Genomic DNA, 26,751 nt, shown 5'->3' on the forward strand with positions numbered 1-26,751 from the left:
GTGGAGGCGACTGGGGATGCAGCAGGACAGCACGGAACACCACGAGCGCGAACATCTGCGCCGTCGCGAGGAGCGCCTCGCGAGCGCCCAGCCGGACAGGGGCGCCGGGTCCACACGGCTCATGTCCCGTACGCGCCCGTCACCGCCACCCCCACTCACCTATGTCCCTGTCGGTGAGCGTCCGCTGCGACGCCTTCCCCAACTGCTCGTCGGCCTCGCCCTGTACGGATTCAGTCTCTCGGTCATGGTCAGGGCCTCGCTGGGCGTCAACCCCTGGAGCGTCCTGTACGAGGGACTGGAGAACTACACCTCTCTGAGCTTCGGCACGATCAGCGCCGTCCTGGGGGTGCTTGTGCTGCTCTTGTGGATCCCCCTCAAACAGAAACCGACGCTCGGCACCATCGCCAACATCCTCGTCCTGGCGTACTCGTCCGACCTCGGTCTCTCCCTCATCCCCCAGCACCTCGGGCTCCCCACCCGGGCCGGTCTGCTCGTCGGCGGTGTCCTCCTCAATGGACTGTCCGTCGCCGTCTACGTCGGCGCGCGCTTCGGCCCCGGGCCCCGGGACGGGCTGATGACCGGTGCGTCCGCCGTGACCGGGCGCTCCATTCGGCTGGTCCGCACCGTCATCGAGATCGCCGTGCTCGCGGTGGGCGGGCTGCTCGGTGGGGGCGTGGGCGTGGGCACCGTGCTGTACGCCCTCACGGTCGGCCCGGTCACTCAGTTCTTCCTGCCCTGGTTCGCCTACCGGAGCACGCCGGCGCAACCCCTCCCCCATGGCCGGATGCCGCGGGCGGGCGGGCGGCGGTGCGGCAGGCAGGGACCGGGCGGCCGACGGACTCTCCCCTCCGGAGCCGCAGGTCGGGGCCGCGTGCCGGGCCGGTCACGGCGGATGTGAGGATTGCCGTCATGAGTAACGACGTGTACTTCGACATCACCATCAATGGCGACCCGGCCGGCCGGATCGTCTTCACCCTCTTCGACGACGTGGTTCCCAAGACCGCGCAGAACTTCCGCGAGCTCGCCACCGGCCAGCACGGCTTCGGCTACGAAGGATCCGGCTTCCACCGCGTGATCCCCGACTTCATGCTCCAGGGTGGCGACTTCACCGCCGGTAACGGGACCGGCGGCAAGAGCATCTACGGCGAGAAGTTCGCCGACGAGAACTTCAAGATCAAGCACACCAAGCCCGGTCAGCTCTCCATGGCCAACGCCGGCCCGAACACCAACGGCTCGCAGTTCTTCATCACCACCATCGTCACCGACTGGCTCGACAACAAGCATGTCGTCTTCGGCGAGGTCGTCGAAGGCATGGAGCTCGTCAGGAAGATCGAGTCCCTCGGCTCGCACGGCGGCGCCACCAAGGCCGACATCGTCATTGCGAAGTCCGGTGTGATCGGCGCCTGACACGGTCAGGCACTCAGCGGTCAGGCGGCGTACCAGCCGGACCAGCGGGCCACCTGGATCTCCACCACGGGGCCTTGCGGGGGACGGTCGGCGTAGTGCTGCCGGTACTTGCGCGTCAGCAGGGTTACGTAGCCCGCGGACGCCGCCGACCGCTCGGCCGGTGGCAGCACTGCTGCTGTCCCGTCCGCCCGCGCCCACCACAGGCGGTCCCAGTCCTCGTGATAGCCGTCGACGAGGAGGCAGACCTCGGGGTGGGCGCGGATGTTGGCCAGCCGCTTGAGGTCGGCCGAGCGCTTCGGTTTGTGATCCACGGCGAAGACGACGGTGTCACCGGTCAGGGCGAAGACCGCGGGCACCAGGTGCGGGCGGCCTGCGTCGTCGACGGTCGCGAGGCGGGCGATCCGGGCCCGGGTGAAGCACTCCCGGGCCCGGTCGCCGGTCATCCTCGGCACCGCGGCGCCCGACCGCTCACCGGAAGCGTTTCGCGACGTCGGAGAGCCGGTCCAGGTACGACAGGGTCTCGGGCTCCGGCAGCGTCGGGAGGTAGAACAGCAGGCGCTCCACGTCGAGCTGTGTGTACTGCTCGATGATCTCGGGCTCGTCCGCCACCGCGTAAACGGTCACCGGTACGCTGCGGCCCGCGATGCTGCGCAGCCGGTCGATCTTCGGCCCCAGCTCCTGCGGCGGCAGGCTGTTGGCGAGCCAGGCGTCGCCCAGGGCGGCCACCCGGTCGAAGGCCGCCTCGCCACCGCCCACGTAAATCGGCGGATGCGGACGCTGAACGGGTTTCGGCCAGGAGTAGACCGGGGCGAAATCGACGAACTCCCCGTGGAACTCGGCCTTTTCCCGCGTCCACAGCTCGCGCATCGCCCGCAGCCGCTCGTCCACGAGGCGGCCCCGGGAGCGTGGGTCGGTGCCGTGGTTCTCCATCTCCTCCCGGTTCCAGCCGACACCGATCCCGAAGACGGCCCGCCCTCCGGAGACCAGGTCCAGGGAGGCCACCTCCTTGGCCGTGATGATCGGGTCCCGCTGGGCCACCAGGGCGATACCGGTGCCCAGCAGGATCCGCTCGGTCACCGCGGCGGCCGCGCTGAGCGCGACGAACGGGTCGAGGGTGCGGTAGTAGATCTCGGGAAGCTCGCCGCCGCCCGGGTACGGCGAGCGGCGGTCCACCGGGATGTGGGTGTGCTCGGCGATGAGCAAGGAGTCCAGCCCTCGCTCCTCGACGGCGCGCCCGAGCGCGGCGGGCGCGATGCCCTGGTCGGTGATGAAGGTCGACACACCGAACTTCACAGCGGCTCCCTCGGATTCCGGGTACTCGGGTTCTCGGGTTCTCGGGTTTGCGGCTTTGCGGGGATGCGGGTACTCGGGTTTGCGGGTTCGTCTGTTCGCCGGTTCGTGAGCCCCGTGGTCGTGGGCCCCGACCGCTCCGGAGAACAGGCCCCAGGGCCAGGTACCCGGATCGGCACCGGTACAACAATCCGTGCGGCCGACCGGGCGATCAGCGGAGGGCCGTACAGGGCGTTCAAGACGGTCGCTGTCGTGGGCCGATCAGCCCTCTGCGGCCCGAAGAAGCAGAAATCCACGTGGCCGAATCTGCTCGTGTCCCGCGGACCGGCGACAAAGGCTTTGCGATGGCGTACTTGGTGGGCGATATGGTCGCCGAGCGAGTGCGGGAGGACGTCCTGCTTTCCCCTTCACGCATTCTCGGGGGCTCATCTCATCCCGCTCAGGAGCGCGTCTGAGGTGGCACGGCCTGCCCCGACCACCCCCCACAGGAGAAAGGCAGCTTCCGCACTATGACCGCAAACGCTTCCGGACGACGCGTCACACCGCAGGGGCCGTGGAACGACGGCGGTGTCGTGGTGATCACCGGCATCCAGGCAGCCGGCAAGTCCACCGTGGCCCAGGCGCTCGCCGAGCGCTTGCCCCGCTCCGTCCACCTGCGCGGTGACACCTTCCGCCGCAACATCGTCCGGGGCCAGATCACCATGACGCCCGACGCGGAGAAGCACGCCGTCGCCCAGCTCGAACTGCGCTACCGGCTGACGGCGCACTGCGCCGACGAGTATGCGCAGGCCGGCTTCACCGTCGTCGCGCAGGACATCCTCATCGGCGAGTACCTCGCCGAGATGACCGGGTACATCAAGACCAGGCCGCTCGCGGTCGTCGTCCTGCTCCCCGATCCGGCGGCGGTCGAGGCGCGCGAGGCGTTCCGCCCCAAGACGGCGTACGGGCCCGACTGGACCGTGCGGGACCTGGACAAGCTGATGCGGAGCGATACGCCCCGGGACATCGGACTGTGGCTGGACACCTCGCAGCAGACGGTGGACGAGACGGTCGACGAGATCCTCAGCCGGGCCTGGACCGAGGGTGCCGTCGTCTGACGGGCGCCTTCCGGCTCCCGGGGCGCGGCTCCCGGGGCCGGTCTCCGCGGACGGCTTCCGCGGGCCGGTTGGCCGCGGGCCCGGCGGCGAGCAGCCAGAGCGGGGAGGCCGCGAGGAAGCCCGGTCAGCGGCCCAGGGACGCCGGGGAGGGTGGTACGCGCAGTACGCCGTAGACGGACCAGGCCACCGAGACCATCGGGACGGCGACGACCGCTCCGAGTACGCCCGCGGTGACGCTGCCGCAGATGACCGTGAGTGCCACCACCACCGGGTGCAGCCGGACCGCCTTGCTCATCACGAGGGGGTGCAGCACATGGCCTTCGATCTGTCCGATGACCACGATCAGCAGCACGACGACGGCGGCCACCAGTGGCCCCTTCGCGGCCAGCGCCACCACGGCGGCCACTGCCAGCGCCACGGGCGAGCCCACCAGGGGGACGAAGGCGGCGAAGAATTCCAGCACGGCCAGCGGAAGGGCGAGCGGAATCCCGAGGGCGAAAAGGCCCGCTCCCACAAGAACGGCATTGATGGCGGCCACCACCACGATGCCGCGGGTGTAGCCGGTGAAGGTGATCCATGCGGCGCATCCGGCGGCATGCACGGGATGACGCCCGCGCACCGGCAGCTGGCCGCCGAACCATGTCCACATCCGGTCGCCCGAATGCAGGAAGAAAATCGAGCAGAACAGCGCCAGTACCCCCACCGTCAGGACGGCCACCACCTGGCCGACGCCGCTGAGCGCGGTGCTGATCAGGGTGGCGCGATGGCTCGTCACGAACCGCGACAGCCGGGCCTGCAGATCGGAGAGCGTCCCCGGCCGCAGATGAACCGGCGGCCCTTCGAGCCACCGCTCGATTCTCTCCACGCCGCCGACGAACTCCCGGCGCAGTCCGTCCCACTCACCGGCAACGGTCGCGCCGATCAGGCTCAGGACGGTGAAGAGGAGCAGGATGCCGACCAGCAGGCCGACCGTGACCGCCGCCGATCGGGGCATCCAGCGGCTCAGCAGACTGACCGCCGGTTCCAGGAGGGCCGTCAGCACCAGGGCCAGGAAAACCGCCAGCGTCACCAGGTGGAAGCGTCCCAGCGCCGCGAAGATCGCGTAGGCGGCCGCCCCCACGATGATCAGGCGCCAGGCGTACCCCGCCGCCACCCGGAGCGTCGGAGAGACCTCGGCGCCCTCTCCCGGACCGCGGTCCGGGGCACGCCCCCTTGCCCGGCGCACGCCCAGGGCCCGTACCCCGCGGGTTCCACGCCGCGCGGTGCCCCGGGGGCGCCGGGGCCCGTTCCCGTGGGCGCCGGGGGAACGCTCGCGCTCCCCGCCGGATCGGTTCCGCACTTGGCCCGCCACCGCCTCCCGCCCCTCCCGTGGCCAGCGCCGGGAGGGGGACGACTGCCGCGCCCGAGGCTGGTGCCCACCCTCGGCGCATATCCAGAGGTGGTATCACCGCGGAGCGGTCTTCGAACGTGTGCGGGCGTGCATTCCCCCAATGGAGCAGGCCGCCGTCGCAGTCCCCGAGGGCGTCTGCACCGCCCCGTCGCAAAGACGGGCAAGAAAATCTTCGGCCGGTCGTGTCACGGTGTCGATTCGGGAGGGGGCCATTCGTATAGAGGGTGAGAGGCCGGGACAGCACCGGCCGAGCGACCGGCCGAGGAGGCACTCCATGACGCATTACCTGCTCAGCATCTACCAGCCCGACGGGCCCCCGCCGCCGCCGGAGTTCCTGGAGCCGATCATGCGGGATGTCGAGGCCCTGAACGATGAGCTCAGAGCAGCCGGCGCCTGGGTCTTCGCCGGGGGTCTGCACCCGCCGGGCACGGCGACCGTGGTGCGGCAGAAGGACAACGAGATGCTCACGACCGACGGCCCGTACATCGAGGGCAAGGAGCACATCGGCGGATTCACCGTCATCCAGGCCCCGGACCTCGACGCCGCGCTCGAATGGGGCCGCAAGCTCGCCCGCGCCACCACCCTCCCCATCGAGGTCAGGCCGCTGCAGCACGGCTCCTGCGGGTGACTTCCGGCATGCCGAAGGCGACCGCAGCCGAGGTCGGGCGCGTGTTCCGCGAGGAATACGGACGTGCGGTCGCCGTCCTGGTCCGCGTCTTCGGTGACATCGACGTCGCCGAGGAAGCGGTCCAGGACGCCTTCTCCACGGCGGTCGAGCGCTGGCCGTCCGCCGGGCTGCCCCCGAGCCCGGCGGGATGGATCATCACCACCGCCCGCAACCGTGCGGTCGACCGGCTGCGCCGCGAGGCGTCCCGCGACGACAGACACGCGCAAGCCGCTCTGCTGCACGCCGGCGGCGAGCCGGCCGAGGAGGGACCCGTGCGCGACGACCGGCTACGCCTGATCTTCACCTGCTGCCATCCCGCGCTCGCCCCCGCCGCCCGGGTCGCGCTCACGCTTCGGCTCCTCGGCGGGCTCACCACCGCGGAGATCGCCCGCGCCTTCCTGGTCACCGAGCCGACCATGGCGCAACGGCTCGTCCGGGCCAAGGGCAAGATCCGCGACGCACGGATCCCCTACCGCCTCCCGGCCGACGCCGACCTCCCGGACCGCCTTGGGGCCGTACTGGCCGTCATCTACCTCATCTTCAACGAGGGCTACACGGCCAGCTCGGGTGAGTCGCTGGTCCGCGAAGACCTCTGCCGGGAGGCGATCCGGCTCGGACGGCTGCTCACCGAGCTCCTGCCCGACGAGCCCGAGGCCGTGGGGCTGCTCGCCCTGATGCTGCTGACCGAATCGCGGCGTGCCGCCCGTACCGGCCCGGACGGCGACCTCGTGCGGCTGGCCGACCAGGACCGCAGCCACTGGGACAGCGCCCTGGTCGCCGAGGGCCAAGCCCTCGTCCGGCGGTGTCTGCGGCGCAATCGGCCCGGCCCCTATCAGATTCAGGCGGCCATCAACGCCGTCCACAGCGATGCACCGACCGCGGCCGACACCGACTGGCGGCAGATCCTTCAGCTGTACGACCAGTTGCTCGCGCTCGACCCGAGCCCGGTCGTGGCCCTGAACCGCGCCGTCGCGGTGGCCGAGGTCGAGGGGCCGGAGGCGGCGCTCGCCCTCGTCGACAGCCTCCCTCTCGACCGCTACCACGTCTTCCACGCCATCCGCGCCGATCTGCTGCGCCGACTCGACCGCAACGCCGAGGCGGCCGAGGCCTACGAGAAGGCGCTCGCCCGCACGGACAACTCGGCTGAACGCCACTTCCTTGAGCGCGGTCGGCAGGCACTCCCCCGAGATTGACGAGGACGGTGTGGTGGGGAGGGCGCGGGCGGGGTGCTGCATTGTCCGAGTGGGGGCTGCCGGTCGGCCCATGCGTACGTCCAGCCTCGCCCGTGCGCGCCCTCGCCATGCTCGGGGCGGCGAGCGGGCAATACCTCGAAGGGGTGACCCGTACTGTTCTAGTGCGCCTCAACGGCGAGAGACCAAGCGCTCCTTGACGTTCACCGGCCGCTGGAACGTGTGTCCACCATCTGCCCCCGGAGTACCCGTTACGGGGTGCGTTGGGGGCCGTTCTTTAGAGCGTCTGTGCCCCTCATGCGTCGCTCCGCAGGAGTCGTGAACCTCGTGCCCACCCCTGTGCACTGTCCGGCCTCGTTCGAATCACTGCTGTCCCGGCCACCCGGGTCCGCCCTGCAGTTGACGCCTTCCAGTTCCTCGGCCACCCGCGCGCGACCAGCCGCGGGGGCGGCTCGGCCATCCCCCGGGCCGGTCGTCGCCGACTTGCAAAAGGAGAGCAGCAGTGGTGAGAACGCGACGTCGTCTCCCCCGGAGTGAGAAACGTCAACAGGTGCCCGGGGAGGCGGAAACCGGCGGAGAGGAGCTGCAGTTCGTCGACCGGACCGGCAGCAAGGAGAGAGCCGGACAACAGATCCGGCTGGCGGACATGGCGCGCCGGCTGCCCCGGCTGGTGCGCCGCTCGGTCGCGCTGGCCTGGAGCATCGACCGCTGGGCATGTCTGGGGCTGCTGGTCTGCCAGGTCGCCTCCGGCGCGATGCAGGCGCTGGGTCTGCTGGCGGTCAGCGGCACGATCGCGGCCCTGCTGGCCGGCGGAGACATCTACGGACGTCTGCTGGCCGCCTGGCCGGCGCTGGCGATGCTGGCCGGCGCGGCGGCGGCCCGGGCCCTGCTCGGCATCACCGTGGGCTGGCTGTCCTCCCGGCTGGGTCCGCAGATGAGCCGTGAGGCGGAACTGGGTCTGCTGCGGGCCGTCACCGAAGTGGAGTTGTCCGCCTACGACGCCCCGGGCTTCAACCATCGCAAGGAAGCCGCCGAACGCGGCGCCGAGGTCGCCCAGGACCTGGTCGCCGAGGGCCAGGACCTGATCGCCTCGCTTGCCTCCCTCGTCGCCGGGGCCGGCGTGCTGACCGCGCTGCATCCGGCGCTCTTACCGCTGCTGGCGCTGGCCGGCTTCCCGCAGGCGGTGGCGCAGATCAGCGCCGCTCGCGTGCGCTACCTGGCGCGGCTGCGATCCAATGGCGACTACCGGCTGCTGTCGATCCTGCGCTGGCATGTGGGCGACCGCTACGCGGCGGACCAGATCCGCGCCGGCACCATGTCGTCCTTCCTGGTCGGCCGATACCGGCACATCACCGATCGCATCAACCGCGCCGACCGGCGTGCCGCGGACACCGGGGCACGGATGTCCGTGCTCGGGGCGCTGTGCGGAGGGGGCGCCTCGGCGGCGGTGTGGGCCGCGGTGGTGTGGCTGCTGGCCACCGGCCGGATGAGCGTCGGCCACGCCGGCACCGCCGTCTTCGCCTTGCAGACGGTCGGGATGGCGCTGCGTGGTCTGGTCGTCGGCGGTGCCCGCATCATGCGCACCGGCCTGTACATGGACGACTGGTCCGCCTTCCTTCAGGAGGCCGGTGGCTACCGCATGAACCGCGGCACCACGGTGCCCGGACCGCCGCGGCAGATCACGGTGCAGGATCTCGTCTTCCGATACGAGGAGGCGGCGAACGATGCGGTGCTGGGTGTGTCCTTCACCCTGCGGCGCGGCGAAGTCGTCGCTCTGGTCGGCTACAACGGCAGTGGCAAGACCACGTTGGCCAAGCTCCTGAGCGGTCTGTATCTGCCTACCACCGGCTCGGTCACCTGGGACGGCGTTCCTACCGGCGAGCTCGATCCGCAGGCCATGTGGTCCCATGTCGCCCTGGTTCCGCAGGACTACGCCCGTTGGCCGCTCACCGCCAGGGAGAACATGACCCTGGGCCAGCCCACCGCAGGCGGTGACGCCGATATCCACGCCGCCTGTGCCCGGTCGGGCGCCGACGAGGTGCTCACCGAGCTGCGGTCCGGGCTGGACACGGTGCTGGCCCGCGACTGGCTGGGGGGACAGGAGCTCTCCGGGGGCCAGTGGCAGCGCATCGCGCTCACGCGTGCGTTCTACCGCCCGGCCGGTCTGCTGGTCCTCGATGAGCCGACCGCCGCCCTCGACCCGCTGGGCGAGCACCGCATCTTCGCCGGTCTGCGCAAGCTGGCCGCGACCCGCGCCGTGGTCCTGATCACCCACCGGCTGACCAATGTCGCCTGCGCGGACCGCATCCTGGTGCTGCACAAGGGCCGCATCGTCCAGCAGGGCACCTTCCCCGAACTGGTCGCGGAACCCGGTCCGTTCCGGGACCTGTGGGCCTACCAGCACACCCGCGAAGCGGCAGACCCGGCCGATGGACGGTCAGCGGATGACTGCGCGCCCTCAACTCACCCAGCGCCCGGGGTGCCGGTGCCCGCGCCCGCGCCCCAGCCGGCACCGCATGGAGACTCCGTTCCACGTACGAGAAAGAGCACGGAGGGCGAAAGGGCCCCGGCGCCCACAGAAGCGGAAACGGAGGCGGAGGCCCCGTAGACGGCGCGGCCTGCCCCTGACTGGCTCCGCGGCCTGACCCCCAACTCATAGTTGCTGCCGCGCACCGGACCGGATGGCTTGCCCGGACGGCGTGCCCCAGGAGACTCCCAGGTGCACCGAGGCCGGCGGCCCCCCACGGCGAGGTGTGTGACCCGGCAGCGCTGCTGCTCAGTGACGGGAGGGCAGAGCGGGCGCGCCGTGGGGAGGGGGGCAGTGGCCACCGAGCAGGGCCGGCAGGCGGTGCGGGGGTTAGGCCGGTGCGGCGGTAAGTGACGGGCGGGGGGTGGGTGAGGAGGCGGGGGTGGTGGTGTCCCGGAGGTTCTGGCATTCCTCCGTCAGGTGCGCGAGGGCGGCGGTGAGCGCTTCCTCCGCCTGGTCGTGCGGTGGAGTGTCCGGCAGCACGGTGACGGACAGTTGGCGCAGGAGTTCGGTGTGCGCGGCCAGGGCCTGGCGGGTGCGGGTGTCGGTGTGGTCGGTGAGCAGAAGACGTGCGGCGGTGTTGGCGGCGCGCAGTCGGGGCTGGTGGATACGGCGGTGGGAACGGGGAAGGGCGCGCCAGGCCGTGTTGGCGACGGTCACCAGGCGCCAGATCTCGTTGTCGGCGGGCTCGGTGTCGTAGAACCGCAGCCCGTAGCGGCTCACCAGCCAATAGGACGTGGTCAGGACGAAAGCTGTGGCGGTGTCGAAGGCCAGCCAGAATCCGAGCAGATGAGGCTCGCCGCTGGCGGCTCGTACCGCCAGGGCCGCCCCTGCTCCGCCGGCGCCGAAGAGCAGCGCCGCGGCGAGCAGAAGGAGGAGCGCGGCCGGGAGGGCGCCGATCCCGTTGGCGCTGTCGAGGCGCGCCATGCCCTTCCAATGGGGCGCGAGATAGCGGGCGTAGCGGGCCCATCTGGGGGCGGGTTCGATCAGGGCGATACGTCCGGCCCAGCTGACGCTCTGCGGTCTCACGGTGCTGTTGATGCCCGAGGTCGGGCTGCTGCTGCAGGGAATCACGTGAGCGACAACGAGCCATGAGGTAAAACGCGACAGGCGAAGTGGAGGTTTAAGGCGCAGATTCCTCCCTCCGGCCGGGCGCGCGCCGCATTTCCCCGAATGCGCCGGTGGCATACCCGGTCGATCATCCGATACATACACGGGGTGGGCGCTCCCCCGGCCGGCGGCTCAGATCGGCTGTGCCGCGGAGGGGAGGCCGGTCGGATGGGTGGGCGAAGTCGGCCGTGTGGGCATGCCGTTCGCGAAAGCAGGCACGCAGCCTGCTTTACGTGGAGCAATGGTTCACGGTGACTCTTCATGCCTCCCGAGTCGGGCGCGGCCACCCGGTCAGCTTCAGACCACTCGGCCGATGAACACCATGGCGATCAGCAGCACCATCAAAGCCCCCAGGCCGATGACACCCGCCCGGGCGCCACCCCGGGGAAGGAAGATGCCCACAACCCTCACCAGCGTCTGAGTAGCACCGACGGCCGCGACGGCGGGCGAAGCGCCCCTGCGGCGAGTGCGGGCGCTCCTGAATCAGTGCCGGTAGGCCGGCACGCCGGCGAGAGCCTCGGCCGGCCGGTGCCCGGCTCCCCGCACACGGCATTGCTGTTTGCAGATTTGAGAAAGGTGTTGGATGTGAGATCGTGCGCGCATGGACACGGTCGACCTGCTCCTGCATCCGGTGCGGCTCCGCGTCGTGCACGCCCTGTCCGGCGGACGGACGCTCACGACCTCGCAGTTGTGCGCCCTTCTGCCCGACACCTCGAAGGCCACCGTGTACCGGCATGTGGGTCTGCTCGCCGACGGCGGCCTCCTCGAGGTGGCCGGTGAACAACGGGTGCGTGGCGCTGTCGAACGTCGGTACCGGCTGCAGCGCGCGCGGGGGGTGATCGACGCCGACACCGCCGCGGCACTGTCGGCGGAGGACCACCGGCGGGCGTTCGCCGCGGCCATGGCCACCCTGCTGGCCGAATTCAATGCCTATCTGGACCGGGACGGTGCCGACCCGAGCGCTGATCTGGTCGGCTACCGCCAGCACGCACTCTGGCTCAGTCAGGACGAACTCACCGAGATGATCGGTGAGATGCGCAGCGTGATCGTGTCCCGAATGGGCAATGAACCCGCACCGGACCGCGCCCGGCACCTGCTCAGCCCGGTGCTGTTCCCCTCCGAGGAGCCGCCCTCTTCCCCTGCGGACGTGGGGTTCCCTGCGGACGAGGGGTTCCCTGCGGACGAGGGGCCGAATGACCACGCCGCTGAGCCCGGTGTCTGACACACCGGGCAACCCCTCCATGGGGCGATGATGCTCTGCAGGCGCACTGAAGTGCGGTCTGGAGTGCGGTGACTCCGCGCGGTTCAGGGTGAACCTGCTCCCCGTGGGTCACCGGGCCCGTGGCGCTCTTGCAGGGCAGCAAGGTTACGGCCACTGTGGTCGTGCCCGGCCAGCGGCCCTCACCGTCGGCAGGTTCCGTCACACGGTTGGAGTGAGCGTGGCTTCCTTCGTACTGCCCCATGCCTTGCACGGCGCGGGATCGCACAAGGTCATCGCTGTGCACGGGTGGTTCGCCGACCGGTCCGCCTTCGACCCGGTCAGGGCGGATCTCGACCGGGACGCGTTCCAGTACGCGCTGGTCGATCTCCGTGGCTACGGAGAGGCGAAGGACGCGGCCGGCGCGTACACCACCGGCGAGGGGGCGGCCGATGTGCTGGCGCTCGCCAACCGTCTGGGCTGGGACCGGTTCTCGGTGATCGGTCATTCGATGGGCGCGAGCGTCGTCCAACGGGTGCTGGCCGCGGCGCCCCGCCGGGTGCGCCGGATGGTCGGCATCTCACCGGTCCCCGCCTCCGGTCTGCCGCTGCCGCCGCAGCAGTGGGAACTGTTCTCCTCCGCGGCCCACACCCCGGAGAACCGGCGCGCCATCATCGACCTCACCACCGGCGGACAGCGTCCCGCCGCCTGGCTGGACCGGATGGTGCGGCGGTCACTGGAGTGCAGCGATCCGAAGGCGTTCCGTTCCTGGCTGGACTCCTGGTCCGGGGAGGGATTCGCGGCCGAGGTCGAGGGCTCGGCGGTGCCCGCGCTGGCGGTGACCGGCACGCTGGATCCCGCGCTGAACGCCGAGCTGACACGTCAGACCTGGATGCAGTGGTACACCCGCAGTGAGCTGGTCGAGCTGCCCTCGGCCGGGCACTACGCCATGGACGAGACACCACTGGAACTGATCCGGACCGTGGAGGACTTCCTGCGCGCCGACGAGGGCGGAACGGCGGCCGGATGACCGTGCCCGCAGCCGGTGCCGCGGACCGGGAGGTGCCGGACGTCTTCGACCCGCGCGGGTACGCCGACGGGCTGCCGCACGCGGCGTACCGGCTCTTGCGTGACCGGCATCCGGTGGCCTGGCAGGAGGAGCACGAGGTGCTGGGCTGGCCCGCCGGGCCGGGTTTCTGGGCGGTCACCCGGCACGAGGACGTCGTACGGGTCCTGAAGGACGCCCGCACCTTCTCCTCGCACCTGGGCGCCACCCAGATCCGGGACCCCGACCCTGCCGACCTGCCGTTCATCCGGCGCATGATGCTCAATCAGGATCCCCCGGGCCACGGGCGGCTGCGCCGTTCGGTCAGCCGTGCCTTCACCCCTCGCCAGGTCGACCGGTTCGGCACCGTCGTACGCGCGCGGGCCCGTGATCTGCTGACGGCGGCGGTCGCCGCGGCACGCGCCGGGAACGGGGTGGGTGACCTCGTCACCGCGGTCACCGACGACTTCGCGCTGCTCAACCTCGCCGATCTGCTCGGTGTGCCGGCCGCCGAGCGCGAGCTGCTCCTGGACTGGACCCGGCGGGTCATCGGCTACCAGGACCCGGACGAATCAGCCCCGCCCGCTACCGGCCCGGACGGGCGGCCCGCCGATCCGCGCTCCCCGGCGATGCTCCAGGACATGTTCGGCTTCGCGCGGGAGCTGGCGGCCCACAAGCGGCGGTATCCGGGCGACGATGTGATGACGGTGCTCGCCTCGGACCCCGAACTGGCCACGCCCGAGCTGGAGATGTTCTTCTTCCTGCTGACCATCGCGGGCAATGACACCGTACGCAGCGCGGCCCCCGGCGGACTGCTGGCACTGGCCCGGCACCCGGACGCGTACCGCCGGCTGCGCACGGGCGCCGTGGGGACGGCGACAGCGGTGGAAGAGCTGCTGCGCTGGCATCCGCCGGTGCTCAGCTTCCGCCGTACCGCGGCCCAGGACACCGAATTGGCCGGCCGCCCCCTTCGCGCCGGCGACAAGGTGGTGGTCTTCCACGGTTCGGCGAATTTCGACGAGCGGGTCTTCACCGCCCCGCACCGGCTGGATCTCGCCCGGTCCGCAAATCCCCATGTCTCTTTCGGCGACGGTCCGCATGTCTGCCTGGGGGCACACCTCGCCCGGCTGCAGTTGCGGGTGTTGTACGAGGAGACCTGCCGCCTGCTCCCCGCGCTGGCGGTCGCCGGTCCGCCGCGGCGGCTCGTGTCGAACTTCATCCATGGTCTGAAGTCGCTGCCGCTGCGGCTGGTGGACGTGCCGCCCGGGAAGTAGGGCCGTGGTGCGCCGAACCTGGCGCACAGGGGTGGTTCACCCTGATCACCGTGGTCGGCAGCGCCGCGGACGGCGAGAAGGAGGTCAGCGCCACCGGGAGGTTCACCACCGAGGGCTCCACCCAGGCGCAGCGCACTATCACTGTCCCGGTCAAGAAGGAGGACCGCATCCCGTTCCTCCTTCCCGGCGGCCCCATCCCGCCCTTCCCGCCGTTCCCGCCCTTTCCACCGCCGGTGCCCGGTGGCGGAGGCGGTGGAGGCGGCGGAGACGAGCCCGGCACCGACGACTCGGACGACAGCGACGAGAAGAAGAAGGAGCGCGACAAGAAGGACGAGAAGAACAAGACCACCACACTGAAGTTCGTCAAGGCCAAGGCCGATCCGGAAACCGTCGACGCCGGCGGCCAGTTCACCTACACCTGGGTACTGAAGAACACCGGCCGCAAGATCACCGCCACCAACGTCTACCTCGTGCTCACCCTTCCCTCCGGCATCACCCCCACCCAGGTCACCGGCTTCACCGCGCCACCCACCAAAGGCGTGATCACCGGGTACCTCGGTTCACTCGCCCCAGGCCGCCAAGTCACCCTCGCAGTACGCTGCACCGTCGACGACAGCACCACAGGCACCCTCAAGGCCCGCGCCACGGCCGGCGCGGCCCAGGCGCAACCGGTGTGGAAGAGCGCCGAGGCGAAGGCCCGCGCCACGGCCGACCTGGAACTGGACGGCTCTCTCGCTCCCGACCCCGTCGACCCCGGGCAGAAACTCACCTACACCTGGACCCTCACCAACAAGGGGCCGTCCGCCGCCACCAGGACCCGCGCCCGCGTCCACCTCCCGAAGTGCCTGAACGACCCCGCCGGCCACGTCACCCGGGGCGGGAACCAGACCGCCACCTGGGACGCCGGCAAGCGCGAGCTGGTCTTCACCGACCTCGGTACGCTCGCCAAGGACAAGAGCCTCACCCTCCAGGCCACCGCCACCGTCGACACCAAGGCCCCCGCCTCCCTCCCCGCGACCGCCTACGCCAAGGCCGAGGACAGCCCACGCGAGGTCTCCAACGAGCAGACCGCGACCTGCCGGGCCGCACTCCGCCTCACCGTGCTGCCCGCCCCCGGCGAGGTCGTCGCCGGACGCGACCTCACGCACGTCTGGACCCTGGAGCACACCGGTGGGCCCACGGCCGAGCAGGTCGCCCTCGGTGCCGGACTGCCGGCCTCATCCACCTACCGGTCCGCCTCGCATGGCGGAGCGCCGGCCGCCGGCGCCCAGCGGGTGGACTGGCCGCAGATCGAGCGGCTCCAGCCCGGCGAACGGCGCACCGTCACCACCACGGTCACCCTCGACACGGCCGCCAAGGACCGCACCTCGGCCGTTACCGGAACCGCCACCGCACGCAACGCGGCCAAGACATCCGCCACCTGCGACCCGGTGCCCATCACCCGCCGCAGCGCCCTGGAGACCACCGCCCTGGGCACGCCCAGCCCGGCCCCCGTAGGCCGGCCGATCGCCTTCGAATGGATCGTCCGAAACACCGGCCCCTCGATTGCCGCGGGCGCCACCGCCACTCTCACCCTGCCACCGGAACTGAAGAACCCCACGATCACCGTCCGGCAGGACGGCGGCACCGAAACCGCCGCTGCCTCACCGGTACCGCTCGGCGAACTGCGCCCCGGCACCACCGCAACCGTCCGCGCCGCCGGCACCGCTGACGTCGACCAACTCGGCCAGGCCCCCGGCCCGGTGGCCGCCGACGCCCGGATCAGCGGAACGGGCAGCACACTCACCGCCACCGCCTGGGCCGATCTCCGCACCGACGCCGCACTGCGCCTGACCCCCGAGGCGGAGACCGCCAAGACCCGCACCGTCGAGGCCGGCACCCAGACCTGCCTGACCTGGATCGCGGCCAAGTCCGGCCGGTGCGCCATCGATCAGGCCGTCCTCCGGATCACCCTGCCCACCGGACTGCGCGCGGCCGGCGTCACCGTCGACGGACAGCCGCCCAGCTCGCTGCGCCAGGACAACGGACGGCTCACCATCGGCCTCGGCTGCCTCCGCGAAGGCGCCGAGCACACCGTGGCCCTCACCGCCGACGTCCTGCCGGACACCCCCGCCACCGGCGGCGGCGCCAATCCCCAGCCGCTCCGGGTGACGGCCAGACTCAGCGCCGACGGCGCCGCCCCGGTCGGTGACCTGGCCCTGCTCCAGGTCGCCGTGCGCAGCACGGTCGAGATCGGCACCCTGCAACTGCCCTACCCGGTCGCCGCCGGCGACGACACCTCCCTGGTCTGGTCGGTCGCCAACTCCGGTCCCTCGACCGCCACATCGGCCGCGCTGGTCGTCACCCTCCCCACCGAACTCACATTCCGTTACGCCACGGTGGACGCCGCGCCGTGCAGCGGCGTACGGGATCCGGCCCACGGCGGCCGGTGGACGCTCCCCCTCGGCGACCTTCCGCCGGACGGCGCGGTCCAGGTCAGCGTACGAGCCGCCGTCGGCCCCGACCCCGCCCAACGTGAACTGACCGTGACCCGTGCGGCCGTCGTCGGCAGCAAGAACCAGGTGTCCGCAGGTGGCGACCAGGTGACCGTGACTCTGGCGCCGAAGGCCGACATCGTCACCTCCGTACGCCCGGCAGCGCCCAGCGCCGGTGACACCGTCACCCATGTCTGGAATCTGACCAACGCCGGAAGGTGCACCCTGAACGGCGCCACATTCACCGCGGAGCTGACGGGCGCGGGGTACGAGGCCGATGCCGCCTCCACCGTCGCCGGCGCCACGGTGACAGCGGGACAGGGCCGCTCCGTCCTCACCGTGCCGGTGCCCGCTCTTGCCCCGCAGGCCCAGTACACGGTCACGCTCGCCGGCCCAGCCGCCTCGGCCGGCACCCTCACCGCCACACCCGTGCTCAAGGACCACAAGGGCACCGCCCTCGAACCGGCGCCCGGCCCCACCCGCACCACGGTCACCGAACGTCGCACGGAGCCCGACAAGAGCACCGCCCCGGTACCCGCCACCCTCGAAGGCAGATAGCAGCCCATGCCCATGCCGGTATCCGCCCGCCTGCCCCGGACGGCCGTCGCCGCGGCCACCACCCTCCTCACGCTCGCTCCCCTCACCTCCTGCTCCCCCTCCCGGGTGGAGGCGTCGGCGCCCGCTCTGCCGCAGCCCCTGCAGTTCGGCGGCGCCCAGTGGGCCTCGGGCCTGGAATACGCGCGCTTCATCGACGCGCTGCGCGGCTCGCTCGCCTCGCGCCACAACTACCGGACCTCGGACGGCGAACGGAGCCTCCTCGTGACCCGCTCCAGCCGGGAACTGGAGGCAGAGACCGAAGGAACTCCGCGCAACTACACCGATGCCGACTTCGTCGCGGTCGAGACCCGCAACATCGAGGGGACCAAGAGAGTCACCTTCCTGATGCGCAAGGACAACCTGTACGTGGCCGGCCTGTACAACAACCAGACCCAGCGGTACGTCGACTTCGAGAAGACGGACACCAGCATCAAGTCCTGGCGCCGCTACCCGTTTCCCACGACGCAGACCGACTCCTGGCCCCACGGCGTGGCCTACAAGGATCTCTGCCCGGCCATCAACCAGGGCAAGCTCCCCGTCACCGCCGAGACCATGAACAGAGCCGTCAACGACTTCGCCGACAAAGGCGCGCATGCCGCTCCCCAGTCTCTCTGCCAGCCCGCCGTGGTCCTCGCCGAAGCCGCCCGCTTCAAGCAGGCGACCGACCAGGTCAAGACGAACTGGAAGGGCAAGGATGGCGTCCTGAGCCAGAAGGTCCGCAACTACACCCTCAACTGGGACAAGCTCAGCCGGTACGCGTTCTGGCAAACCAGTCCGAAGAGCGCGAATGGCGACAAAGACACTAACGAACCCAACCGCTTCAACGTGGGAACATCCCAGCAGCCCCAGTACGTCTACCGCACCGGCACCAACAAACCCCTCGTCTGGGACACCCTTACCTTCTACACGGGCAACGGGCGCCGCTACGGCACCTGCGGCGGCGTCTTCGAAGGCAAGCGCGGCCAGCCGTGCCGGCCCACGCCGTAGGGGCGCACACTTGCTGGGTCGGGGCTAAAGATGCGGGACTGGAGCCGGTGGCAGCTGGGCGAGGAAACGCAAGCTCGGCTGAGGCGGCCTCACCGTCAATGGGTGGCGAGACCCTCTTCCTTGGCGACGGCGTAGCAAGCCTGTGAGGCGAGTGTCATACCCATGCGGCCCAGCACCTCAATGGACTCCAGAAGGATCTTCGTGTCCATCTTCGCCATGGCTTCCCCAAAACGATTGCGCTCGGCCAAGTCCTCTGGGGACACCGCGGTACGAAGCGCCGAGACCCGCTCGGCCAGCTTCTCGCGCTCGGCTTGCATCGCCGCCATCCCGCGTACGGCGCGGACGATCTCCTCATCGGTCATGTCGCTCATCGGGTACCCCTTCGGTCTCCTGCTTCGGTGTCTCCTGGTCAGATGAGGCAACTGCCCTCCGAGGTCGCTCCATCACGTCGAACTGTGACATGCGCGACATGGCCGGTGGCGCAGTGAGTCTCCAGCATGGACTGGGTTTCAGCCGTCCGTCCACGTTCCGCACGATCAGCAGCCACACCAGCCCCAGGACCAGGGGGCGGATTGACCGGATCCCCTGGAGCTGACGCCCGTCATGCACATACTTGACGGCGACTTCGTCGTGGCCGCCATCGTGGTGGGCCAGCCCAGGGCGACAAGGTTCAGTGGACTCATCACGGCACCCGGTGTGGAAGGCGCTCTTCAAGACGTGCTTGTGGTGAGGGAAGCTCCGATTCCTCCTGAGATGGCGGAGAGCTTGATCTCAGCCACGGAGACGTCGCATCCCGAAAGCACCGTGGTTCGCCGGGACGACGACGAAACGGCCTCCCTACCGGCGCGCCTGGCCGCCATGTTCCTGGGCGAATCCGCCAAAAGCGACGACCCCACAGACCAGGACCGTCGCCCGTAAGGCGGTGCGCCGCGACAGTGGATGAGAACGGTACGACGGTCGACGTACACGGGGCAGATCGTTCCCCAGTTCCGAAGCACAGTCGGCCAGGTTCACGCGTCCGTCAAGTTCGCCCGAGGCGTGTGAGCCAGGCTCTTATCAGGTCACATCCGGCGATCCGCCGATGCAGCCGCATGCGCCCTCCCAGCCGGTCGACACATCGGCAACAAGGCACGAACTGGCCGGTTGGTCTGTGAGTCAGGCCAGCCGAAAGAGCGCGTCCAGATCCTCGCAGTTGGTCTGGGGCCCCTATTTCGGCCTCAGGCCCACGGGGGTCTGCCGCCGGAGGCCCAGCGGGCGAGGCCGCGGCCGTCGATGAGTCGCAGCGCCTTGGGCAGCATGGCGTTAGTGCGCTCGGCGTCTGCTGTGAAGGCGCTGGTGGTGATGATGGCCGCGCCGACACAGTTGTGGATGTCCCGGTAGGTGCCGTTGATCTTCATGACCTCTTCGGAGCCGACGCGGCCTTTCCAGCGCTTGCACTGGAGGAGGTAACGGTCACCGCTGTGGAGATGGACCAGGACGTCGAGGCCGCGGTCGTTTTTGCCGCCGGAGACGTCGGTCTTGCGGACGGCGGGGTCGCGGCGGGCGAGGTCTGCCATGGCATGTTCGAACTCCGTGTAGCCCATGGCCTGGTAGGCGGCAATGGTGTGGGTGAAGTCCCGGCGCGAACCGACGCCCGCTGTGCCGGCTAGGCCCGCAGGGAGACGGAGCCGGCCGGTCCGGGCGAGGTGAATGGTCAGGGCCGCAGCGGCTGCGAGGGCGATGACGATGGCGCTGGTGATGGGGTAGGTGCTCACGGCCACCATGACGAAGGCCCCCATGAGGAGGACGGCGAAGGCTTTGCCTTCGCGTGCACGACGTCGGGCGGCTTTGCCACGAGGGCGGCGCTTCGGGCGGGTCGGTCGTCGGGTGGCGGCGGAGCGTTGGCGTGCGGGTGTGGCCATGCGATTCCCCCGGAGATGCTGTCTGGTCTGCTCAGTGTCGTGTGGCAACGAACCTGCGATGGGCAGACCCGGTGAGGTTGGCTGGTTGTGCTTCGTTGTTGGCGTTGCTCCCGATCACTTGTCAGGGGACGAGCCGGAGCGGAAGGGATAGGCTGCTCCGCCTTGCCCACTCGAGCGATGCGCTCGGCGCTGATCCCCGGGCTTCCGGAATGGCCCCTCCCCCGTCTCCTGGGTGTGGGAGCCGGCGAGCTGCTCCTTCGCGCTTGAAGGGAACGCCCGCGGTCGCCGGAGCGGTAGATGTCCCGCCGCGCCAGCAGCAACATCAGCGACTCATGGCTTCATGGCGCCCAACCGGACTGGACAGGCATGGATGTCGTGAATGCCGGAGTTGGTGAAAGTGGTTCAATCCCGCGTCGTGGGCGTGTAACGATGCAGGTCACGAAGACTGCGCCCGCACCCGCGGGGATGGTCCCGCCGGGCGCTCCGCGGCCCGCGTGGGCGGTCTCTGCTCCCCGCGTCCGCGGGGATGGTCCTACGGCGGTGTCCAGCTCCCGAGTGTTGGTCGGTGCCGGGCTGGACAGGTCGCGGGAGGCCGGGCCGGATCTGCCACCTCGGTGCCGCCCGCAGCCCTCGCCGGCGCCCCCTGGTGATCGCCTCCCTGCCCGGCGCCACCGCCCTTCTCCTGCAGGCGGCCCTCCCGCAGAACTCCCGAGACCGGCTGGAGTGGTGGCGCGACCGCCGCCACCGCGAACACCGCGCCCGCACCCGCCAGCCGCTCCCGGCAGTGTCCGACGAACGACACGAGTAGCACCGAGGGTCACAGGGAGCGCGGCCGCGCCGTGCAGCACCCCACAACGCGCTGCTGCCAGCCCCCTTTTCTCGGCTACGCCGGGTGCCTTCTCCGGTCTCCGGCCGGAGAGTTCGGGGCCTCCGGCCAGTCGCGAATTAACACGAACCTCGCCCCGGCCTCCGGCCGGGGCGGCCGGAGCGCGCGGGTTATCTGGCCAGATGAAGACACCTGCCAACCGGTCCGGCCACCGGTGACTCACAAGGTGGATCTTCGTGGTCCAGGGCCTCCGGCAGCCACTGCTCGTACTGTGCTTTGCGCTGTACTCCGCCTGATGCTGGACGGGCTTGGTCTTTGGCCGGCCCGCGAGAGCGGTGCCTTCGCGCCGCCGAGCGCCGCACCGGCCGAGAGTAACTCGACGAGAACGCCACCTGTAGCAGCCGCTGAGGGGGCGGCGCCGGCCACGGAGGCGTTGCCCGGAAGCGACGGAGGCCTGAAGCGCCCCGTCAGCCCGATTTTGGGCTTTTCGCAGGCTCATACGGTCGGAGTGTGCGGCTCATTCCAAGGATCACGCCGCCGGCAACCATGAGGCAGCCGACGATTTGCGTGATGTCGAGATGTCCGGTGCCGGCCAGGGGTGCGGTTGCTGCGGCGGACAGGGGGATGAGGCCAAGGAAGAGTGCTGAACGCTCGGTACCGATCTGATCGATGCCGCGGCACTAGCGCAGGAAGCCAATGGCAGTGGCGGCCACAGCCTGCCAGGCCAGTGCTGCCGCCTCGGACGCCTGCGGGACCCGCAGCCACACGGTGCCTTCCACCGCGAACGCGATGGCACATAACAACAGGCCGGCCAAGGCCGACGCGCACGCAGAGGCCAGCAGAGGGCCTGTGAGCGTGAGAGTGGTGGCTGCAAGGAACGTGAAGGCGACTTCGCAAGCCAGTGCGACGACGGACCAGCCCAGTCCGCTGCCGTCCGTGCGCCCGAAGCCTTGAACGACATACGTTCCCAGGACGACAAGACCCGCGGCGACAAGACGCCGGGCAGCAGGGGAATGCGCATGGAGGAGGGGCGACAGCAGAGCGACAGCCAACGGGGCACAGCCGACGATGCCGCCTGGTACTGCGGGCTCGGCAGCGCGTTCGGCGGTGATGATGGCGGCGTTGTACCCGACCATGCCGGTGATGACCAGACCGACGATGCGAAGCCACACTCCCGCCGACCATGCTTGCACCATCCGCCAGCGGCGTCCGCAGAAGGCGCCCAGCAACAGGGCGTCGGCGGTGAAACGGAAGGGCTTGGCCGCCCCATACCGGGAAACGAGTTAGCAGGCTGCTGGCTACGAACGAGGTTCGGCATATTTCTGGGCCAGACCCCTTGGTCCGGTGCAGCTCCCGCATCTGCCGCGTTGTGGAGCAAAGCGGTGCCCGCTTTCTCAGCTGGCCTGCTGGTGATGTGGGCGTTCAGCCTCGCCACCGACCAAATGGGCGAACAAGAGGCAGGCCAGGTCGCCGACAACTTTGTGCGCCGCACCGCCGTGGTGGTCCTGAGCACCGACCGCCTCAGCCTGGCCGGACCGGGGGTGAACGTAGAGGACCTGGGCGCGAAAGCGCACTATCGGTACCGCTACACCGGGCTCCGCCGGCTCATCGAACGCAACGGGCGTTACTACCTGTTGCCCCTCGGCTGGAGTCACTCGGTCGGAACCACGCACGTCATCCAGGAAGGCAACGATGTTCGAATCGATCGCCCGCCTGGGGCTTGGTGGCGTGCCGGGCGAGGGTTTCAGCGAACGGCGCATCCAGGTAGTAGCCGTGGGCCCGGCCACGGTGGTCGACACGCAGCTGGGCGAGCATGTCGCCGTAGTGGTCGGCGTACAAGATGCCTTCAACGACCACGTGATACCCGGCGTCCAGGGCGTAGCGGGCAACACTGTCGATCAGCCCGATATTCGCGGCTCCCGGCCGGTCACGCTCGCGCAGCACGATGCGGCGCAGGTTGTCCTGACCCACCAGGGCCAGGCCACGGCCGAACTCCTCACGCAGGCCGGCCGCGACGGACAACTTGCCCGAGGCGCTGTTGCCGCGCAGCACAACCAGTCGGGTTTCTTCGGTACCCACCATCACGGCATTCACGCTGCCGGCGCCAGTGACACCACACAGGGCTCCATCACTCACGGGATGTCGTACAGCACACCCCCGGCTCCCTGGCATGGAGACGCGAAAAGCGGTCCGCCCCCAACATGGGTACGGACCGTTTTCGGGTGTGGCTTCAGCATGTGGCCAGGTGGCTGAACGTCCCCGTGATCGTTTCCTTGAACCAGAACTTGCCTTGCCCCCGAGCAAGAGTCCAGCAAGGGCTGTCGGTGCCCCAGTCCACGATGACCTGCACACGCACGGTGTAGCGGCAGTTGTTCGTGATGTTCACAGCGAAACCGGTCGGGTCCTCGTCCACGTAACGACTGACGCAAGTGGGCGCCTCAGCAGTCGTGCCCGGTACCGGAGCCGCAGCAGCAGTGGGAGCCGAAAAAGCGAGTGCACTACCGACCCCCGCCGCCGTGACCCCGGCAGCAGCCAACTTCCTGAAACTACGCATGTCCCTCCCTGGGTAATCCGTAGACCCTCACCGACACGGTGCTGTATTCATACGAATATGAATACATGCACAAAGCGGAATGACTGGCACCGTCAACATGTATGTCTGGATTTGATGCTCTAAGGTGTGCTGCACATCCCGCTCCGCGGATCGAGGCGGCCGTCGGCCACCTGCTGTGCCACGACTTCGGGCACGACCAGCTCGGGCGGCGGCACCGGCGACGCCCGAGTTGATGGGGATGCCCGAAATTCCCCAGGGCCTGCTCGATTCCCCACTTGGTTGAGCGGTGAACGATGAAGTCCGGGCCGCGCCCCGGACCGCCTTGGCTTAGCTCAGCGCGTCCATCAGGGCAGTGACATAGGCATCCAGCCGCTCCTCCACAGCCCGCGTCGTCAGCTCTGTTCTCCCTGCCTTCCGCCATGGCTGCGCCACCTGCTGCACTTCTTCTGAGCATGCCAGCCCGTCGCGCACCCGCCAGTACAGCCGCTCGCTCGCGGCCGCGGCCAGCACCCCGCCGGCCTCCTCATACGCCTCAGCGAACCGCAGACCCCACACCGGTCCGTGCAGCAGCGCGAGATTGGTCGAGCAGTGCGCCACATCGAGGTCCGCCGGGCCCCAGGAGGTCGCTGCCCAGTCGACGACGCCGGTGATCCGGGGACCTGCCGGGCTTGGGGGCGGCACGTCGAACAGTACGTTGCCGGGTTGGAAGTCCCGGTGCAGGAATCGCCCTTCATAGGGCGGCGCGGCCTTGCGGATCACATCGATCGCCGCGGCCCATACCGCCGCGTCGGCGCCCTTTGGAGTCACTACGGTGTCGGCGGTCGTCAACGCCACATACTCCCTGGGCCGCTCGACGGGTCGCAACGCATGGATCGCCACGAGTTGACGGGCCAGCAGAGGGACGCGCGTCTCCAATCCCTCATCGTCGAGGACCGTCCGGCCTGCCAGATGTGTCATCAGGAGCGACGGATACTCGCAATGCGCGGCGGTCGGATCAACCGCGACCAGTCCAGGAGCCGGCACGCCGGTCCCCGCGAGCAGCGACAGGGCGCCGGCCTCCCTATTCAGCGAGTGCTCGGCGTGCTCCACGTAGAACGGGTCGACGAAACTCCGCAGCACCAGGTCACGGGTACCTCCATCCCGCATGCCGATGGTCAGCCTCCGCATTTCGGCAGTGATGCCGCCGTGCAGCGCCTCGGTTCTGACGATCCGTTCGCCGACCTTCAGGTGCCGACTCACCCAAGCCAGTGTCAACGGTCGGACAGCCGCCACCTCATCGTGGTTGGTCACCATGCCACCCCATCATCCGGACGACGGCACGCGCAAAACGCTGTCATTGGAGGTGATGGCAACACTGCTCTGCTCCTCTCGCAGCTGCTGCCGCAGGCACCGTTCAGACACCCGCATCGAGCCGTGGCCACAGCCCGGAAAGTCCCCGTTTTCAGCGGAGTCTGGCATTGATCACGGGGAGCCGTCACGATCGATCACCGAAGCAGAATCTGGCCTGGTCAGCAGGGGCTTGCGTCGCATATCGCCCTGACGCGCGGTGTCTGGAGTAGGTACGAGTGATGACCGGGCATTAGTGGAGAGCGTGCTGCGGGCGGAGTTCCGGCGACTGTCTTCGGCGGATCCGCAGGGGCCCTGGACATGGCGCAGAGCGTCGAACAGTCGCGCGGATTCCTAGGTTGGCGGCGACTTGGTGGATGACTCAGGAGGCGTCGGCGCGTACGGCGGTCGCGGCCAGGGTGGTGTAGTTCATTGTGAAGCGTCCGCCCAGGGAGTCGATGGCGCCCCCGACCGCGTCCAGTATTTCGGCCAGCTCATCGGGACCGAGTTGGGTGAGGCCGCCGGTGGTGCGCAGCAGGTCCAGCCATTGGTCGCGCGTGTAGGACTGCCCCCACTCGTATCGCCACTGTTCGGGATCGTTGAACTGTTCGTTCTCGCAGATCTTGTCGGCGAACTTCGCGTATGCCGCCTGGTAGAGGTCGAGCGGACGTCGGGCCGGCTGTCCGCTGAGCGGGGAGTCGGGCACTGCCCGCCGGTAGGCAGCGGCGAACGGTTCGGCCACCTCGACAGGAGGCTCGTACACGTGCCCGAAGATCGCCAGCCGCCCCCCTGGGCGTAGCACACGTGCCGCCTTTACGGCGCCTGCGACCGGATCCACCCAGTGCCACGACTGGGCGGCGATGACAGCATCGAACGTTCGGCCGGCTGGTTGCCAGGCTTCGAAGGTCCCCACCTCGACCTGCAGACCACGGGCTCGCGCGAAGTCGGCCATCCGCGCATCGGGCTCGACGCCGAGCACGGCGCAGCCGGCGGCCTGAAACTGGCGGGCTGCAATGCCGGTTCCGCAGCCGACGTCGAGCACGTCAGGCCCGGGGCTCCCGGCGACGATCCGCGTCACCAGTGCACCGGGGTAGCCGGGCCGGGCCTGGTCGTAGCGTTGCGCGTGCACGCCGAACGACTCGGCCATCCGCCGGGCCTCACACGGCTCCGCTGGGGGCGGTTCTGGTTGCTCTCGCGGTAAGATGGGCATGCGCCCACCTTAGTGGGCGCATGCCCACTGGGCAACGGATGCCAGCGGGGTAAGGCACGAGAGGATCTGTGAATGCCGACTGGGGTGCACCTTCGCGACGCGCGGCAGCAACTGTTCGACGCCGCCGAACGCGTGCTTCTGCGAGACGGACCGAACGGGCTGACCAGCCGGGCCGTCACCGACGAGGCGGGCTGCGCCAAAGGCGTCCTGCACCGGCACTTCACCGACTTCGATGCCTTCCTCGCCGACCTCGTGCTCGACCGGGCCGCGCAGCTCGAGACGCAGGCGAGTGCGCTGCGCGAGTCCGCCGGCACCGGCACGGTGGCCAGCAACCTCACCAGCGCGCTGACCACCCTGTTCGGGCCGATTCCAGTGGCAATCATCCCGCTCATCACCTTCCGGGACGAACTGCGCACACGGCTGCGGCAAGCCAGGCCCGGAGGCGGAATCGCGATACTAGACCAGGCCACGACCGCGATCTCCGCCTATCTGGCCGACGAGCGTGAACTGGGCCGCATCGCGGCCGACGCCGATATCAATTCACTTACCCTCTCCCTGGTCGGTGGCGGGCATCTCGTGTTCGCAGACCGCGACGCAGGCCCGCCGACCACGGCAGTCGTCAACAAGCTCGTGACAGCAGTCATCGCCGATGCTGTGCAACGACGACCGGCTTGAAGCCGT

At 69.8% G+C, this 26,751-nt stretch carries 24 protein-coding genes and 1 pseudogene; 14 read left to right on the forward strand and 11 right to left on the reverse strand.

Annotated elements, in window-relative coordinates; translation table 11 throughout:
- Positions 1 to 16: 16 nt before the first annotated feature.
- On the forward strand, positions 17 to 898 hold the full coding sequence (locus tag SLV14N_RS00905; protein ID WP_263267514.1) for a YitT family protein: 882 nt from the start codon (positions 17 to 19) through the stop codon (positions 896 to 898).
- Between the two features lie 11 nt (positions 899 to 909).
- Positions 910 to 1,407: a peptidylprolyl isomerase gene (locus SLV14N_RS00910; RefSeq protein WP_208687484.1), complete on the forward strand. Its 498-nt coding sequence runs from the start codon at positions 910 to 912 to the stop codon at positions 1,405 to 1,407.
- Between the two features lie 20 nt (positions 1,408 to 1,427).
- Here SLV14N_RS00910 and SLV14N_RS00915 read toward each other — a convergent pair whose 3' ends face one another.
- Positions 1,428 to 1,859: a TIGR03668 family PPOX class F420-dependent oxidoreductase gene (locus SLV14N_RS00915; RefSeq protein ID WP_208687483.1), complete on the reverse strand. Its 432-nt coding sequence runs from the start codon at positions 1,857 to 1,859 to the stop codon at positions 1,428 to 1,430.
- A 16-nt stretch (positions 1,860 to 1,875) separates the two neighbouring features.
- Entirely contained in the window at positions 1,876 to 2,700 is an 825-nt protein-coding gene (locus tag SLV14N_RS00920; RefSeq protein WP_208687482.1) for an LLM class F420-dependent oxidoreductase, read from the reverse strand.
- Between the two features lie 506 nt (positions 2,701 to 3,206).
- On the opposite strand from SLV14N_RS00920, the gene SLV14N_RS00925 reads away from it, so the two are divergent.
- On the forward strand, positions 3,207 to 3,794 hold the full coding sequence (locus tag SLV14N_RS00925) for an AAA family ATPase (protein ID WP_208687481.1): 588 nt from the start codon (positions 3,207 to 3,209) through the stop codon (positions 3,792 to 3,794).
- A gap of 124 nt (positions 3,795 to 3,918) precedes the next feature.
- Here SLV14N_RS00925 and SLV14N_RS00930 read toward each other — a convergent pair whose 3' ends face one another.
- Positions 3,919 to 5,019 (reverse strand): AI-2E family transporter, encoded by a 1,101-nt coding sequence (locus tag SLV14N_RS00930; protein WP_263267517.1) that lies wholly within the window; start codon positions 5,017 to 5,019, stop codon positions 3,919 to 3,921.
- A gap of 439 nt (positions 5,020 to 5,458) precedes the next feature.
- On the opposite strand from SLV14N_RS00930, the gene SLV14N_RS00935 reads away from it, so the two are divergent.
- The 3 genes from SLV14N_RS00935 to SLV14N_RS00945 all read left to right on the forward strand — a co-directional run bounded on the left by SLV14N_RS00935 (position 5,459) and on the right by SLV14N_RS00945 (position 9,649).
- Complete coding sequence (locus tag SLV14N_RS00935; protein ID WP_148592909.1) at positions 5,459 to 5,812, forward strand: YciI family protein; 354 nt, start codon at positions 5,459 to 5,461, stop codon at positions 5,810 to 5,812.
- Positions 5,813 to 5,820: 8 nt separating this feature from the next.
- Positions 5,821 to 7,044, forward strand: coding sequence for an RNA polymerase sigma factor (locus SLV14N_RS00940; RefSeq protein WP_263267521.1), 1,224 nt, complete (start codon positions 5,821 to 5,823; stop codon positions 7,042 to 7,044).
- A 547-nt stretch (positions 7,045 to 7,591) separates the two neighbouring features.
- Positions 7,592 to 9,649 (forward strand): ABC transporter ATP-binding protein, encoded by a 2,058-nt coding sequence (locus tag SLV14N_RS00945; protein ID WP_263267522.1) that lies wholly within the window; start codon positions 7,592 to 7,594, stop codon positions 9,647 to 9,649.
- Positions 9,650 to 9,898: 249 nt separating this feature from the next.
- Here SLV14N_RS00945 and SLV14N_RS00950 read toward each other — a convergent pair whose 3' ends face one another.
- Complete coding sequence (locus tag SLV14N_RS00950; RefSeq protein ID WP_263267524.1) at positions 9,899 to 10,597, reverse strand: hypothetical protein; 699 nt, start codon at positions 10,595 to 10,597, stop codon at positions 9,899 to 9,901.
- Positions 10,598 to 11,279: 682 nt separating this feature from the next.
- Between SLV14N_RS00950 and SLV14N_RS00955 the strand changes: the two genes are divergently transcribed.
- From SLV14N_RS00955 to SLV14N_RS00975, 5 genes are all read left to right on the forward strand, one after another.
- The gene (locus tag SLV14N_RS00955) at positions 11,280 to 11,900 is read left to right on the forward strand and encodes a helix-turn-helix domain-containing protein (protein ID WP_263267525.1); all 621 of its coding nucleotides are present in this window, start codon (positions 11,280 to 11,282) and stop codon (positions 11,898 to 11,900) included.
- A 217-nt stretch (positions 11,901 to 12,117) separates the two neighbouring features.
- On the forward strand, positions 12,118 to 12,906 hold the full coding sequence (locus SLV14N_RS00960) for an alpha/beta fold hydrolase (protein WP_208687476.1): 789 nt from the start codon (positions 12,118 to 12,120) through the stop codon (positions 12,904 to 12,906).
- Positions 12,903 to 14,195 carry a cytochrome P450 gene (locus SLV14N_RS00965; RefSeq protein WP_263267527.1) on the forward strand — a complete coding sequence of 431 codons (1,293 nt, stop codon included), beginning with the start codon at positions 12,903 to 12,905 and terminating at the stop codon, positions 14,193 to 14,195. Before SLV14N_RS00960 ends, SLV14N_RS00965 begins: the two co-directional genes overlap by 4 nt.
- 50 nt (positions 14,196 to 14,245) lie before the next feature.
- Positions 14,246 to 17,227 carry a hypothetical protein gene (locus tag SLV14N_RS00970; protein ID WP_263267529.1) on the forward strand — a complete coding sequence of 994 codons (2,982 nt, stop codon included), beginning with the start codon at positions 14,246 to 14,248 and terminating at the stop codon, positions 17,225 to 17,227.
- Positions 17,228 to 17,233: 6 nt separating this feature from the next.
- A complete protein-coding gene (locus tag SLV14N_RS00975; protein ID WP_263267530.1) occupies positions 17,234 to 18,253 on the forward strand; it encodes a ribosome-inactivating family protein in 1,020 nt (339 codons plus the stop codon).
- Between the two features lie 95 nt (positions 18,254 to 18,348).
- Here SLV14N_RS00975 and SLV14N_RS00980 read toward each other — a convergent pair whose 3' ends face one another.
- Positions 18,349 to 18,624: a hypothetical protein gene (locus SLV14N_RS00980; RefSeq protein ID WP_208679295.1), complete on the reverse strand. Its 276-nt coding sequence runs from the start codon at positions 18,622 to 18,624 to the stop codon at positions 18,349 to 18,351.
- Between the two features lie 232 nt (positions 18,625 to 18,856).
- Between SLV14N_RS00980 and SLV14N_RS00985 the strand changes: the two genes are divergently transcribed.
- Positions 18,857 to 19,171 carry a hypothetical protein gene (locus SLV14N_RS00985; protein ID WP_263267533.1) on the forward strand — a complete coding sequence of 105 codons (315 nt, stop codon included), beginning with the start codon at positions 18,857 to 18,859 and terminating at the stop codon, positions 19,169 to 19,171.
- Between the two features lie 299 nt (positions 19,172 to 19,470).
- On the opposite strand, the gene SLV14N_RS00990 is transcribed toward SLV14N_RS00985, so the two are convergent.
- Positions 19,471 to 20,007: a restriction endonuclease gene (locus SLV14N_RS00990; RefSeq protein WP_208679297.1), complete on the reverse strand. Its 537-nt coding sequence runs from the start codon at positions 20,005 to 20,007 to the stop codon at positions 19,471 to 19,473.
- 793 nt (positions 20,008 to 20,800) lie between these two features.
- Here SLV14N_RS00990 and SLV14N_RS00995 point away from each other — a divergent pair.
- Positions 20,801 to 20,962, forward strand: a complete 162-nt coding sequence (locus tag SLV14N_RS00995; RefSeq protein ID WP_263267534.1) for a hypothetical protein — start codon at positions 20,801 to 20,803, stop codon at positions 20,960 to 20,962.
- Positions 20,963 to 21,660: 698 nt separating this feature from the next.
- On the opposite strand, the gene SLV14N_RS01000 is transcribed toward SLV14N_RS00995, so the two are convergent.
- The 5 genes and pseudogenes from SLV14N_RS01000 to SLV14N_RS01020 all read right to left on the reverse strand — a co-directional run bounded on the left by SLV14N_RS01000 (position 21,661) and on the right by SLV14N_RS01020 (position 26,070).
- Positions 21,661 to 22,152: a hypothetical protein gene (locus SLV14N_RS01000; RefSeq protein ID WP_263267536.1), complete on the reverse strand. Its 492-nt coding sequence runs from the start codon at positions 22,150 to 22,152 to the stop codon at positions 21,661 to 21,663.
- A 532-nt stretch (positions 22,153 to 22,684) separates the two neighbouring features.
- Positions 22,685 to 23,062 (reverse strand): annotated as a pseudogene (locus tag SLV14N_RS01005) (kinase); the annotation flags it as partial.
- A gap of 148 nt (positions 23,063 to 23,210) precedes the next feature.
- Entirely contained in the window at positions 23,211 to 23,393 is a 183-nt protein-coding gene (locus tag SLV14N_RS01010; RefSeq protein WP_263267538.1) for a hypothetical protein, read from the reverse strand.
- A gap of 468 nt (positions 23,394 to 23,861) precedes the next feature.
- The gene (locus SLV14N_RS01015) at positions 23,862 to 24,827 is read right to left on the reverse strand and encodes a phosphotransferase family protein (protein ID WP_263267540.1); all 966 of its coding nucleotides are present in this window, start codon (positions 24,825 to 24,827) and stop codon (positions 23,862 to 23,864) included.
- A gap of 415 nt (positions 24,828 to 25,242) precedes the next feature.
- The gene (locus SLV14N_RS01020) at positions 25,243 to 26,070 is read right to left on the reverse strand and encodes a class I SAM-dependent methyltransferase (protein WP_263267541.1); all 828 of its coding nucleotides are present in this window, start codon (positions 26,068 to 26,070) and stop codon (positions 25,243 to 25,245) included.
- 72 nt (positions 26,071 to 26,142) lie between these two features.
- Between SLV14N_RS01020 and SLV14N_RS01025 the strand changes: the two genes are divergently transcribed.
- Positions 26,143 to 26,745, forward strand: coding sequence for a TetR/AcrR family transcriptional regulator (locus SLV14N_RS01025; protein ID WP_263267543.1), 603 nt, complete (start codon positions 26,143 to 26,145; stop codon positions 26,743 to 26,745).
- Positions 26,746 to 26,751: the final 6 nt, after the last annotated feature.

The organism is Streptomyces sp. Je 1-4 4N24, from assembly GCF_026239515.1.
Lineage (GTDB): Bacteria > Actinomycetota > Actinomycetes > Streptomycetales > Streptomycetaceae > Streptomyces > Streptomyces nigrescens.